The sequence below is a fragment of the Bacillus sp. JZ34 genome (genome assembly GCF_053903205.1).
On sequence record NZ_CP096403.1, the window covers coordinates 3781045 to 3793961 of the forward strand.

The following is a 12917-nucleotide window of genomic DNA, read 5'->3' on the forward strand; positions in this document are numbered from 1 at the left end:
ATCACATAAAATTTCATTGTTTTTAAGAATTAAGGAATAAAAATGGAGTAAGCTTTTCAAACGAATTCCGTAAAGCTTACCAAAGTGATTCTTAAGATTTATGGTCTATCCATGAGATTGATGACAAAAAAGAGGTTTCACTATTGTCTTTTTTTTTCGTTAATTCGAACCCTCGACCGCTATCCTGGAGTTATTTTTATTTGACGGAATCCTCGATTGAACCCTTTTATATTTGTTGTAAAAGCTCGTGCCTTCACAACAGAAAAGTCTAAATATAATTCAATCCTTCCAATGATCATATTCTGTACTTCTTGCTCGTTCTTTGTATTTATCAATTTGCTCTTCGGCTGCGAAGATTTTAGAGAAAAATTAGCCGATATAAAAGGAATTCCTCACTTTACGAATGAAGCAACTGAGGAAATACTTGCAGGGAACAAATCAGATGGAATACATGCAAAAATCATTAATAGCGCATTAAAATAAAGCAGGCATATGCCTGCTTTAAAATTTATACTGGTTCAAATTCTATAACCTTGCCTTCCCTTTAATCCAGTATTTTCCTATCAAGACCTAAACAATCGTTTTCCCCACTCCGAGGAATACATTGGAATCCCAACTAAAAGACCGTCGCCTCTTAGTCACTCACATTAACAATGATTATAAAATGTCTCAAGGAACGATCAACAGCCGCTACCCCTGATTAAAGATGATCTGTTACCACACTGTTACGTTAGAACTTCCACTACTTTGATATCCCTCTGTCGCTAAGACTTGGTAAGACCAAATACTACCCAGATTCATTCCATGACTCTTCCATGCTTTAACATGATTGCTGAAAGTGATTTTAGCGTTGTTTCCAGTTGGTCTCTTAGACCGGCGAACACTCCAATATTGCGTAAAAGTAGAATGTTGGCCCTCAATGGAAGGTGCGTTATAACGTTTAGTTGTATATATGTCATATGTACCCCCATCACTGTATACAGTACCCTTATACGTTCCAGTAGGTCTATAAGTACCCCATGAATCCACTACATAATATTCTATGAGCGGTGATCTCGTCCAACCATATAAAGCCAAATATCCATTGCCATTCGGCGCCCAAACTCCGGCATTATAATTTATTGTTCTAGATGGCGAACCTTTAGTCCAACCTTTACCAACAACGAAATTTCCGGTATTAGACCAATTAACACTGTAATTCCCTCCAGGCCCATTAACAGCGTTTACTGTTCCGCCCCCATCAGTCCAATTTTGCCAGTAGTCTGTACTAGCTGCAGAGGCGGTTGCCGAAAACAAGCTAATACTCATTAAAGCTGCCGTTAATCCAACTAAAAAATTCTTTTTAAACTTAAACATATGTTATCTCCTATAAAAATTATTCTGACTTTGACATGAGGTGGCACTCGTATAGATTAAAAACATTAATAATTACTAATGCCAAAGCTTTTGATCGTTCCCTTCAATATAATACCATGAATTCATGAGTGAATATCATAAATAAATGTAATTTAATTACAAAGACCTAAAAAATCACATTATAAGTGTTCTTGTAAAACTATAGCCTTATCCTCTTTTCGCAGAATCACAATTCTTGATTCTAAATCTGACGGAGTAATATTTGTAATTAATAACCATTTATACCATTTCGTATAAAGGAGATATACATGAGAGATTGTGAAGTCATTGTAGCTGCCCCAGGTGGTGCTCCTGACTTTGAAGCTGTAATGGAACGTTTCATGTCCAAAAAGTCAGCTCATCAGATTGTTTACTGTGTTTTCGATGTTTCTACAAAGACAGTCGGTCAATCGCCAACAAGCCGCTCACTGTGGCGTAAGACAGTTCTGAATTCACTTGAACTGAATCATCCTATCGAAGGAATTCAAGGAAACGGACTAGCTTACTTTGCCTTGGTCAAAGAAAAAATTTCAGAGGGAATCGTGCTCAAGAAAGCTGACTCGCCTGATGAAATTAATACACGTTCTCATTATTGGCTGAAAGTGATCAATTATCATTACACCGAAGTCGTTATTACCGGCACACCAAAACGGATATAAAATTTTCTACCCCATCCCGATAGAACTGCAGCTGGGTTTATGGAATTCATGCCACATGCAGAACGAAGTAAGTTCCACTCTATGAAACAAGTAAAGTCTGAATCTGATGAATATGTATTTATTGAGCCTATTTTTCATTAAAGTAAAAATACAACAACAAAACAAAAAATACCAAGGATGTCAAAACTCTTGGTATTCCTATGATGCGGCCGAGAGGACTTGAACCTCCACGGGTTATTCACCCACTAGGCCCTCAATAAAGTGGAAGCTTATCACTGCTTATGAAGGCTTATTTTCATTACATCGTTGATTACACAAAATTTGATTGTTTTTTATTAATTATGGAGTAAAAATGGAGTACTAACTTACCAAAGTGGTTCTCTATTCCCTCTTTATTTAACAAGGTCTATCCATGTTTAAAGCAGCTAAAGATTTTTTAATTTTAAAGGCTAAGGTATGTTGCAAATCTTCAGAAGTTAAAGCTTTATCATGGCCTGTTCTGCTTCATCAAGCAAATAGAGCGCATCCTGCATAGAATAAATCCCCCCTTTTTTTTTCATGAACAAGAATTAATACACCAAAGAATAGGTGAAAAGCCCTTGAAAAACTATTGTGAAATATTTGAAGAGGTTCTTGAAGAGTGGTTTTCTGCTGAATTGATTCTTTTAAGCCAAGGTGGTGATGGTACTGATGACCTTGAAATGAGAAAAGAATTGTACGGGTGGCGTTTTGTTGAGGCATTGAATAAAGAATAACCGCTACCTCTTCCCTTCTGCTCAAGATACATATATATTGCTATGCTGTGCTTATTCTTTCTTAGCGTACAATAAAGCTCCCTCGTAGCAAGGGAGCTTAAATTAGAGAGCTTTATTTAACTCATGTTTAATCCAAAGTTCGAAGTATTGAGTAGCTTCATCTTCACTTAAATCTTTACTTGTTATCGAGAATATCTTACAACCGAATGGATCGATTTTTGAAAACTTCAAAGACGGCTCATCCATTGCATGATCCTGAAAGTTAAAATACACGTCCCAAACATCAACATCTAGTCTCTTTAATCCTACTGCTTCAAGATCTAATCCATTTTTATCGTAACTAATATGTAGATGTTGCGTTTCATCATAATTCATTAGGAAACCCTCCCTTTAGAAAATGATATGATGTTTTTTCATGTTAGGCGGCACATGGTAATGAAGTTTATAGGGGCCTCCCGTCTTAACTGGATAATAATCTAATCTGAAAATTGGTTTTCCGGTAGATTTTAAACGAACTTGAATAATTCTGCCACCACCACCGGGGCCATCAATCTTGTATTTACTCGGCGCCTTTAAAGCTTTTTCAACATATGGTCTCGCGATTGCCCAACCTTTTTTCATTCCAGACCTGCCAACTTTGCTAATTAAGACCCTTAAAGCTGTAGCAACAATTGGCACCCACATCGGCTTTATTTCAGCGTCCTTAACCTCTTGTTCGGCAAGCACCTGTTCTAACTGCTGAAATACTGGGTCTTCTATTAAAAAATCAAACTCTTTTTCAAACTCTTCATTATCCAAATTTTGAATGTCCTTTTTATTGATTGTTGAAATTGATGATATTCCATCAATGTTTTTTGGAAAAATCTCATTCAATGTATTGAGAGTTGAGTTGAAATCAATGCTTTCATCCTCTTTCCCCTCTTCAATTGCTTGAGATAATGGACTTAGAACACCCATAACCAACACAAAGACCAAAAGTGAGACAATAGTTTTAATAAACTTTTTCGCCATATTTGATCTCCTAGTTAATTATTTTCATTCCAAATATATCAATATATGGTATGAAAATCAACAGCTAATTTTACTTTAAGTAATCAAGTATTGCGTGGATGGTGTTTCCATTCTGCTCAAGATAAATAGGTTTTATTGAATCAAAAAAAATCCTGTCTTTAAAGTGACATGTTCCTTCCTCAGCATCAATAAATGCAACATAATCTTTGTTTTGGATTTTCAAAATTTCATTATAATGCTACAGCTTTAGGAACAGAGAGTTTTATCAGCATTTAAAAAACTGCAAGGTCGACAGCAAGCCAAATTATTACTAAATTCAGCAATACACAATAAATAAACACATTCGAGAATATTTCAAAAATGCTGATCTACAAAAGATCTCGCACACCCATATCATCGATTTTAGAAATCACTTACTCGATAAGAAACTGAGCAATAAATCCGTAAATAATATCATATCCACTTTAAATAAAATATTCGAGACAGCCCAAAATGAAAAATTTATTCAAAACAATCCATGCAGCAAAATCAAAAAACTCCCTCTTGATCGAAAAAAGATGAAATTTTGGAGACCGGAGGAATTAAAAAAATTCATCAACTTAATTCCTGACGATCAAGTCATTTTTAAAACATTTTATGCACTAGCCTTTTTCACCGAAATGAGGTGCGGTGAAATGTCAGCCCTCCAATGGAAAGACATAGACCGAATATTAATGGAAATAGATGTTCGCAAATCTGCAACATATTTAAACAAAGAGTTTATAGTGACGTTACCCAAAACAAAAAATTCTATTCGACGCATAAGCATTAATAGAAAACTTTTCTCTCTCCTAGACTATTGGAGAGAGAAACAAGAGGATTTATTTAAAAAACTCAATATTCTTCATTCAGATGAGTCCTATATTTTTCAATATAAAGACACTCCATCATCAAAGGACATTTTCAGTCGTAAAATTAAATATTCTGTAAAAACAACAATAGATGTATACGGACACCTATATCCCAATAAACAGAAAGAAATGACGGACAAGTTAGACGACTTATTTTAAGTAAGTGGGCACGGTGTGGGCACAGGAGACAAAAAACTAGATGAATATAAAAAATACCAAGGGCGCTTAAACCCTTGGTATTCCTATGATGCGGCCGAGAGGACTTGAACCTCCACGGGTTATTCACCCACTAGGCCCTCAATAAAGTGGAAGCTTATCATCAGTTACAAAAGCCCGCCATATCAAGCATTTATAGATACTCATTACACTCATTTTCATCATTTTATGTTCTTTTTGGTCACAAAATGGGCACTGATTTTTAGACTAAAACAAACATGTCATCTGTGTCACGTATGGAATTTTATACTCGTTTAAGAAAGCATACTTCAAGAAAATCCCGCAGCTTACCTCAAACAACACTCACTAATATAAATAGAAGTGTTTGCCGCTTAATAACAGACATTGTATAATAAGGGCAATAATAAAGTTGAGGTGAAAAAATATGTTTTTAGCTCCACTATTTGAAAATGATGTTCCAGTAGCACTTCTCCGCCCTTAATGGAGTAAAGTGACTACTTCTCTCCGTTAGGGCATTTATTGACCTAATTTTAATACGGAGGGAACAAAAAAATGAAAAATACCCTGTTAGGTTCTATATATTTAGCTTTAGCCGCTAGTATCTGGGGTGGCATGTATGTTGTAGTTAAGGTTGTTGTCGCAGTAATTCCGCCTATTGAATTGGTTTGGATTAGGTACGTAATCGCCATCCTTACACTATTTATCGTTGGTTTAATAAAGAGACAATCTTGGAAAATTCATAAACGTGACATTTTATTAATTGTTGTCATTGGAATAGTTGGCAACACAATTTCAATTGTTACGCAAGAATATGGAACGATGTTATCGTCAGCACAAATGGGGGCAATTATTACGTCTTCCACACCAGCGTTCATGGTTATTTTTGCTCGTCTATTACTTAAAGAACCATTGAATATAAAAAAAGGAACCTCAATTATTTTAGCGACTATAGGCGTATTATTTATTGTTGGAAACGGTCATATTGATACCTCTAATCAGATTGGTGGTATTTCTCTGCTTGTTGCAGCACTTACATGGGCACTAATGTCAGTGCTTATCAAACGTGTCCCTAACAGCTATTCGTCTTTACTTGTTACAACGTATTCAACTTTTGTAGCCATTGTGGCACTAACTCCTTTTGTAAAACCTAGCGCAATTTTCACGTCACAACTGCTTGACCCTAAAACTCTAGGTGGTCTTTTGTACTTAGGAATTGTTTCAACAGCTTGTGCTTTTTTATTGTGGAACCGTGGATTACAATTATTAAATGCTTCAAGTGGAGGTCTCTTTTTCTTTTTTCAGCCTCTAGTTGGAACCTTACTTGGATGGCTTCTGCTGGGAGAAAAAATAGGCGGGACATTTTGGATAGGTTCGTTTTTAATTCTTAGTGGTGTTTTATTAGTTATTAAAGAGAAAGAAAAAGAAGTTAATTCATAACAAAAAGAAAAGCAGACTATTTTATATAGTTTGCTTTTCTTTTAACTTAGTTTCTTCCCCCTCCGAAAGAATTATTCTTTGATGTTTAATCCTAATAAACTGGCAAATTGGATAGCCTGATATGTTGACACCTTACACCCTTTTAAATTCTCCAGAGTAACGATTGGGTTTTCACAAGTAGAAGAACTAAAGCCGTCGAGTGGAGGGCTTTTTATGTTGTTCAGACACAATCGCTTCACAACTTTCAACCTCCGAGGGCATCTCCAAAAAGCCCACAAATTAGATGACTTACTTTAAGTAACTGGAGTAAATGCGGAGTAAAAAAAATTAAATGAAAAGAAACAAAAAACACCAAGGGCGCTTAAACCCTTGGTATTCCTATGATGCGGCCGAGAGGACTTGAACCTCCACGGGGTTGCCCCCACTAGGCCCTCAACCTAGCGCGTCTGCCATTCCGCCACGACCGCATGATATGTTGTTTTTAAAGTGCGGGTGAAGGGACTCGAACCCCCACGCCGTAAAGACACTAGATCCTAAGTCTAGCGCGTCTGCCAATTCCGCCACACCCGCGTGAAAAAACAATGGTGAGCCATGAAGGACTCGAACCTTCGACCCTCTGATTAAAAGTCAGATGCTCTACCAACTGAGCTAATGGCTCAAATATAATGGCTGGGCTAGCTGGATTCGAACCAACGCATGACGGAGTCAAAGTCCGTTGCCTTACCGCTTGGCTATAGCCCAACATATGAGAAATGACCCGTACGGGATTCGAACCCGTGTTACCGCCGTGAAAGGGCGGTGTCTTAACCACTTGACCAACGGGCCATATGAAGTCAGCATCATATTTTCCTAATGGCGGAGAAGGAGGGATTTGAACCCTCGCGCCGCTTACGCGACCTACACCCTTAGCAGGGGCGCCTCTTCAGCCACTTGAGTACTTCTCCATTGGCTCCACAGGCAGGATTCGAACCTGCGACCGATCGGTTAACAGCCGATAGCTCTACCACTGAGCTACTGTGGAATGATCAGACTCATTTTATTATAAATATGTCGACAAAATGTGTCAAGAAGAACAATTTGTCTTTGTGGCTCGTCTTGCGACGGCTTTTATAATTTATCATAGACAAGCCTGATCAGTCAACCCTTTTTTATGATTTCTTTTATTTTCCCTCCGCACTTGCCGCAAACGTAACGGCTTGTATCCATTTTCCGCTTTCGGAGAAACGTTTGTCCGCATGCTTCGCACTTGTATGTGCGCACTTTTCTTTGCGGCTTTTTCTCTCCTGCGAGCGGCGTGCAGAATCGCGGCGCACCGACTTCCTTTAATAGCGTTCTAAAATCTTTGTCGCGGTGCTTGTAGCCTTTTCCTTCAAGATGGAGGTGGTAATGGCACAATTCATGCTTGATGATGCCTTCAAGCTCATTTTGCCCGTGCTCTGTCAGGTATTTTTTATTCAGTTCAATATTGTGGGAATTCAGCAAATACCTGCCTCCGGTCGTTTTCAGGCGGCTGTTGAAGTAAGCGCGGTGCCGGAACGGTTTTTTAAAATATGTGAGCGAAAGCTGTTCTGTCAGCTGCTGCAGTTGTTGTTCGTCCATTGCTTCGGTCCACCTCATTTTTAAAAACATTGAACAGGACAAATTCCGGGCGGCATAAACTAATACACAACACCCATACTCTTATGATAAGAGCCTGAGGAGGGATGAGCAATGCCGAATTGGCTCAAAAGCCAGATGCAGAGAGCTTTTTATGAAAAAGATCATTACCAGATTAAATTGCTGAATCAGTGCTGGTATTTTTACAGAAAAAAACACTGCTGATAGACAGTGTTCATCGGAGCCCGAACGGAATTTCTTCTGTTTCCTCATCATCTTCACCGGTCCTTTTATCATCTCACACAATGGCGCCCGTTACTCCCCAAATGGAGCTGACCGCCCGATTTCGGGGAGCATGGGCGAATGATTCTTCTGCGGATGGACGAGCCGTTTATTCTTTTCTTTTGAACGGAAACCAGTTGGCTGAGCCGAAGATCCGAACCATCACAGGGACGAACAGCGGCAGCATGACGAATGCATACAGCAAGAGACCCGTCAATATTAGGGTGGCGATTTGCAGAAGCGATAAAACGCCGGACGGCAGCATTGCCGCGAAGGTTCCCGCCAAAATGACAGCAGCTGAAATAATAACGGACCCCATATTTTTCATCGATTCCATCATCGCCGTTTTAATATCCGTTCCCCGATATTCGTTAAAGCGTTCCATCAGGAAGATCGAATAGTCCACACCAAGCGCCATTAAAATCACGAATCCAAAGAAAGGCACCGCCCAGTTGAGGCCGGGATAGCCGAAAAACGCCGTGAAAATAAACTCGGTTATACCGATGGACGCAAAGTACGTCAAGATCAACGATCCGACCAAATACACCGGCATGACAATAGAACGGAACAGCAGGACGAGGATCAGGAAAATTCCGATCATCATATAGATCACCGTGTTGCTGAAATCCTGGTCTGACAGCTGCTTCAGATCGGCATTGATGCTGGAAACGCCGCCGACGCCAAATGATGCATCGTTCAAATGCGTATCGGGAAGAGCCCGTTTTACGGACGCTTCAATATCTTTAACATTAGCAATTGCTCCGTTTCCGTACGGATTGCCTTCCAATATCACATCGATCGTCGTGATATGGCGGTCGTCTGACATATAGGAATTAAACACCTGCTGAAACTGCTTGTTTTTCAGGACTTCTTTAGGGACAAACCAGCCGGACATTTCTTGATCCGATGCGTTTTTCAGCTGATCCAGGTAGTCGCCTGCCCCCATCAGACCGCTTGAAATTTTTTCGAGGCCGTCCACGCTTGAATTCAAACCTTTTGTTAATTGATCGAGCTGGCCGGCGAATTCTCCGACTTTTTCCTTCATCTGCTTTTGGCCTTCAGCGACATCGCCCGCTCCTGATTCGAGCTTAGGCAGCGAATCGGCGAGCTGTCCCTGCCCCTTCGATGTCTCTTCAAGTCCTTTTTCGATTTGGCCGAGGCCGTTGATCAGAGCATCGATTTTGCTTGTGTACACTTTTTGCTCTTCCTGCGCTTTTGCGATAAATGCATCTGCTGCTTCAAGCTGCTTTTTCGCGTTTGCCGCCTGCTTCGTGTAAACGGCCGCTTTCTGTGATCCCTGCTTGATTGCCGATGCAAGCTCTGTGTAAGAGCCTTTGATCGCTAAATAAGAAGGATTCTCCTTCACTTCGGGAATTTCGCTTTCAAGATTTTTGAAATTTTGATTTGTCTGCTCGATCATCTTTTGCACGTCAGCCGTTATGCCTTGGGCACTTTCTGCTTGTGACAATGCTACTTTCAAGACTTTCGATATTTCTTTGTAGTTTTCGATTTGTCCATTTAATTGATCGACCTGCGCCGTCAGCTGTTTTTTCGCAGCTTGAATTTCTTTTTTCGCCCGGGCGACGCCTTCTTTGCTTTGGTCTGTACCGTCCTTCAGCTTTCTCATATTGGCTTCAACGTCGCTGATGCCGGCTTTAATCGATTCGGTTCCTTTGATCAGCTGATTGATTCCTTTTCCGGACGCTTCGATTTGCGGCTTCTGATCCGCGATCGACTTGCTCGCCTCGGCAAGCCCGTCTTTGATCTTTTTCAGACCTTTATTGCCGCTCTCAAGCCCTTTATTCAGTTCGTTTGCCTGTGTTTTGACATACAGGTCGCTCAGTCCTTTTCCGACCGGACGGGTCGCACTGCGAACTTTGCTGACGCCATTTGTCTGTTCAATGGCGCGGCTGATTTTTTCAATTGCGATCAGCCCGTCATTGGTATCGAGCGCATCCGATGTTTTGAGGACGACCGTGACCGGTAAAGATTCCCCAGGCCCGAACTTGTCGGAGATGGTGTTGAATGCACTGACGGATTCGTATTGATCTCCGATTTCATCAAGGCTGTTGTAGGAAAGCGTTCCTTTATACATTAAGATCGGCGGAACGGCCACGGCCGCTACGATCAACAGACTGATCAGCGGCTTACTGAATGCGAAACGCCCGGCGGTTTCCCATAGTTTTGACTGCGGATGCCCGATATTCCCTCTGACGGGCCAAAACAGCACTTTTCCCAAAACAGCCATGAAAAACGGCACGATCGTCAAAAGCGCCAAAATCAAGACTGCGACACCAACCGCTACTGCGACCGCAGATTTGTAAAGCTGGAATTCGGCGAAGCCGATGCAAGTAAAACCGATCAAAACGGCGAATCCGCTGAACAGAACGGTTTTTCCCGCCGTTTTATACGTTGTCAGGATAGCTTCAATCTTGTCTTTCCCGTGGGCAAGCTCTTCCTTAAAACGGCTTAAAAGAAGAATGCAGTAATCTGTCCCGATTCCGAACATGATCGCCACCATGAAAATTTGCGTAAACGTGGACAGCGGAAAATCAGCGTATTCGACAAGATAGGCGACGACGGACTGGCTCACAAGGTAGGAAAGCGCGACCGCCAAAAGCGGGACAAAAGGCGCAACCGCAGAACGGAAGACGAGAATCAATACGATTAAAATAAAACCGACCGTGATATATTCGGTCTTCTTCAGGCCTTCCTGTGAACTTGTTATAACATCATCATCAATGAGCGGCTGTCCGGTCATCTCGTAGTCAAGCTTTAAAGGTTTGAGCTTTTCATTTACCTTTGCTTTAAAATCGGCCGCACTGATTTTGTTCGCATCAAATGTGACAGGTACAAGCAGCGTCGTTCGATCCTTTGACAACAGCTGCTTTTGAATATCCTCCTCCGCATCAAAGTATGATGTAATATCTGAGACGTGAAGGGAGGAATCCTTTTCTAAAATGGTGATCGCTTTTTTTAAAGCCGCCTCCCGGTTCGGCAGGAGCTGTTTGTCCTGAAATACGACGACAACCGATTTGTCCGTATCCCCGTCTTTTGACATTTGTTCGAGAAGCTTGTTCGCGTAAGAAGACGGATAGCCTTCAGGGACCGCTATCTGGCCCTTCTCCTTTGTTAATTGCCCCATATCAGGCGCCGTGATGAATAAGACGGCGGCCATTGCAATCCAGAGCGCCGCAATGATCCATCTCGCCTTTATAATCGTTCTCATTGACGTTTTATTCCTCCTCTATGAGCTGTGCGGGTTTTTCATTAAAAAAAGACGGCTGGTTGCTGCCGTCAGACAAAACATTCGTGTTTTGCTGATCAACATGAAAGCCGTCGTACTTTTTATATCGGCTTTCTAATACATTAGTAAATTGTTCTTTTGAAACTCCAATTTCCTATTTCACGGCCGAATCGCTTAAGGGGAAATGCACTAAATTCATCGAATCCGTTCTTTTTGTAAAACGATCGATTTAAATTCGTGTTGGTGATTAAAGCGAGGATCCCGCCTCCGTTTCTTCGGATGAAAGGGACCAGGCAGTCATTGATCATCTTGCTGCCGAAACTTTTGCCCTGATGGAAGCAGGAGACCCCCAACGCCTCCAAATACCATTTCTGCTGTTTGATGCCCTTGTACGATCTTTTCGCCTCTTCCGCCACATTCACCATATTCCATACCGCGGAAAGGCCCCCTTTTATAAACAACTTTATTCCTCCAGCTGATATATAATCCATCACTCCAACGTCTGGATCATCCCGATGTTTTAAGAGGGCCGCGGTGACGATCTCACCATTCACAACACCGATAAAGCACCCCCGCCTATTTATATATGCCTGAGTGATGACTTTATGCAGTTCATAAAAGAATTCGGGGTTTTTCTTTTCGGGTCTTACAAGCAAATCCATAAACGGATAGTTGTCAAAAGACTCATGAAACAGTTGTGCCACCTCGTCCAAGTGATCAGCTGAAGCCAGACGATATTGAATCATTGAAAACCTCCTCGAAAATATGAACAGCTATTGATTAATAAACACATGTTCATTATAATTTGAAGCAAAAGCAATGTTCAATCGGCAATCGTGATTGAGCTGTTCAATAATGAACAACACATGAAAATTTGTCTATAAACGGAGGGCAAAACGATGGAGGACAGAAGATCAATCAAGACGAAAAGAGCGATAAAAGAGGCTTTTTTAAAACTGCTCCATGAGAAAGAAATCAATAAAATCACCGTTTCTGATTTATCGAGGCGCGCGGATTTAGGACGCGGAACCTTTTATCTTCATTATAAAGATATTTTTGACTTGTATGAACAAATAGAAAATGAATTGTTTGATCAGCTGGGGAGATTTTACGATGATTATTTTCCGAGCGAAGATCCGCACAATTTGCTCACCTTCATCGAAAAAACGACCGAATATATTTATCAAAACGCTGCGATTTTCACTTTATTGACGAAACCGAAAGGAAACATTTTGACCATCAATAAATTTAAAGACTTTTTCCAGAGGAAAATTTTTGAAGAATTGAGCATGATAGAGCAATCGGAAAACGAGGTTACATGCGATGAAATGGAAATATCATTTGTCGTCTCAGGAGTGGTCGGCGTTTTGGAGGAATGGATAAATGAAGGGATGGTTCAGACGCCGGCTCATGTGGCTGGCGTCATCCACCGCATTCTGTTAAAAATCGGAGTGTAAAAGATCAGCCC

11 protein-coding genes, 7 tRNA genes and 3 pseudogenes are annotated in these 12917 nt (G+C 40.8%); 7 read left to right on the forward strand and 14 right to left on the reverse strand.

Features of this window, described 5'->3' with window-relative positions; genetic code table 11:
* Window positions 1-714: 714 nt before the first annotated feature.
* On the reverse strand, window positions 715-1356 hold the full coding sequence (locus M1D90_RS19210) for a glycoside hydrolase family 11 protein (RefSeq protein ID WP_456282985.1): 642 nt from the start codon (window positions 1354-1356) through the stop codon (window positions 715-717).
* A gap of 314 nt (window positions 1357-1670) precedes the next feature.
* On the opposite strand from M1D90_RS19210, the pseudogene M1D90_RS19215 reads away from it, so the two are divergent.
* Together M1D90_RS19215 and M1D90_RS19220 are read left to right on the forward strand one after the other, a co-directional pair.
* Window positions 1671-2186, forward strand: a pseudogene (locus M1D90_RS19215) (ATP-dependent DNA ligase); the annotation flags it as partial.
* Window positions 2187-2653: 467 nt separating this feature from the next.
* Window positions 2654-2809 (forward strand): hypothetical protein, encoded by a 156-nt coding sequence (locus tag M1D90_RS19220; protein WP_023857847.1) that lies wholly within the window; start codon window positions 2654-2656, stop codon window positions 2807-2809.
* Window positions 2810-2911: 102 nt separating this feature from the next.
* On the opposite strand, the gene M1D90_RS19225 is transcribed toward M1D90_RS19220, so the two are convergent.
* Entirely contained in the window at window positions 2912-3184 is a 273-nt protein-coding gene (locus M1D90_RS19225) for a DUF3986 family protein (RefSeq protein ID WP_023857848.1), read from the reverse strand.
* Between the two features lie 15 nt (window positions 3185-3199).
* On the reverse strand, window positions 3200-3820 hold the full coding sequence (locus M1D90_RS19230) for a hypothetical protein (protein WP_128823337.1): 621 nt from the start codon (window positions 3818-3820) through the stop codon (window positions 3200-3202).
* 341 nt (window positions 3821-4161) lie between these two features.
* Here M1D90_RS19230 and M1D90_RS19235 point away from each other — a divergent pair.
* From M1D90_RS19235 to M1D90_RS19245, 3 genes and pseudogenes are all read left to right on the forward strand, one after another.
* A pseudogene (locus M1D90_RS19235) lies at window positions 4162-4290 on the forward strand (tyrosine-type recombinase/integrase); the annotation flags it as partial.
* A 204-nt stretch (window positions 4291-4494) separates the two neighbouring features.
* A complete protein-coding gene (locus M1D90_RS19240; protein ID WP_369523847.1) occupies window positions 4495-4869 on the forward strand; it encodes a site-specific integrase in 375 nt (124 codons plus the stop codon).
* Window positions 4870-5439: 570 nt separating this feature from the next.
* Entirely contained in the window at window positions 5440-6324 is an 885-nt protein-coding gene (locus tag M1D90_RS19245; RefSeq protein WP_128823342.1) for a DMT family transporter, read from the forward strand.
* A 71-nt stretch (window positions 6325-6395) separates the two neighbouring features.
* Here the strand turns inward: M1D90_RS19245 and M1D90_RS19250 are convergent.
* The 9 genes and pseudogenes from M1D90_RS19250 to M1D90_RS19290 form a co-directional block, all read right to left on the reverse strand.
* Window positions 6396-6479, reverse strand: a pseudogene (locus tag M1D90_RS19250) (pentapeptide repeat-containing protein); the annotation flags it as partial.
* A gap of 229 nt (window positions 6480-6708) precedes the next feature.
* Window positions 6709-6791, reverse strand: a tRNA-Leu gene (locus tag M1D90_RS19255).
* Between the two features lie 20 nt (window positions 6792-6811).
* Window positions 6812-6894: transfer RNA gene (locus M1D90_RS19260), tRNA-Leu, on the reverse strand.
* Window positions 6895-6906: 12 nt separating this feature from the next.
* Window positions 6907-6982, reverse strand: a tRNA-Lys gene (locus tag M1D90_RS19265).
* Between the two features lie 8 nt (window positions 6983-6990).
* Window positions 6991-7065: transfer RNA gene (locus tag M1D90_RS19270), tRNA-Gln, on the reverse strand.
* Window positions 7066-7077: 12 nt separating this feature from the next.
* Window positions 7078-7149 (reverse strand) — tRNA-Glu (locus tag M1D90_RS19275).
* Between the two features lie 28 nt (window positions 7150-7177).
* A tRNA-Ser gene (locus tag M1D90_RS19280) sits at window positions 7178-7268 on the reverse strand.
* Between the two features lie 2 nt (window positions 7269-7270).
* Window positions 7271-7345, reverse strand: a tRNA-Asn gene (locus M1D90_RS19285).
* A gap of 116 nt (window positions 7346-7461) precedes the next feature.
* Window positions 7462-7923: a SprT family protein gene (locus M1D90_RS19290; protein WP_023857851.1), complete on the reverse strand. Its 462-nt coding sequence runs from the start codon at window positions 7921-7923 to the stop codon at window positions 7462-7464.
* A 111-nt stretch (window positions 7924-8034) separates the two neighbouring features.
* Here M1D90_RS19290 and cmpA point away from each other — a divergent pair, with 111 nt between their 5' ends.
* Entirely contained in the window at window positions 8035-8145 is a 111-nt protein-coding gene (gene cmpA, locus M1D90_RS19295; RefSeq protein WP_023857852.1) for a cortex morphogenetic protein CmpA, read from the forward strand.
* Between the two features lie 166 nt (window positions 8146-8311).
* Here the strand turns inward: cmpA and M1D90_RS19300 are convergent, their stop codons facing one another.
* Window positions 8312-11431, reverse strand: a complete 3120-nt coding sequence (locus M1D90_RS19300) for an MMPL family transporter (RefSeq protein ID WP_025810061.1) — start codon at window positions 11429-11431, stop codon at window positions 8312-8314.
* Window positions 11432-11571: 140 nt separating this feature from the next.
* Window positions 11572-12195 carry a GNAT family N-acetyltransferase gene (locus M1D90_RS19305; RefSeq protein WP_023857855.1) on the reverse strand — a complete coding sequence of 208 codons (624 nt, stop codon included), beginning with the start codon at window positions 12193-12195 and terminating at the stop codon, window positions 11572-11574.
* Between the two features lie 153 nt (window positions 12196-12348).
* On the opposite strand from M1D90_RS19305, the gene M1D90_RS19310 reads away from it, so the two are divergent.
* Window positions 12349-12906 carry a TetR/AcrR family transcriptional regulator gene (locus M1D90_RS19310; protein WP_020450267.1) on the forward strand — a complete coding sequence of 186 codons (558 nt, stop codon included), beginning with the start codon at window positions 12349-12351 and terminating at the stop codon, window positions 12904-12906.
* Window positions 12907-12917: the final 11 nt, after the last annotated feature.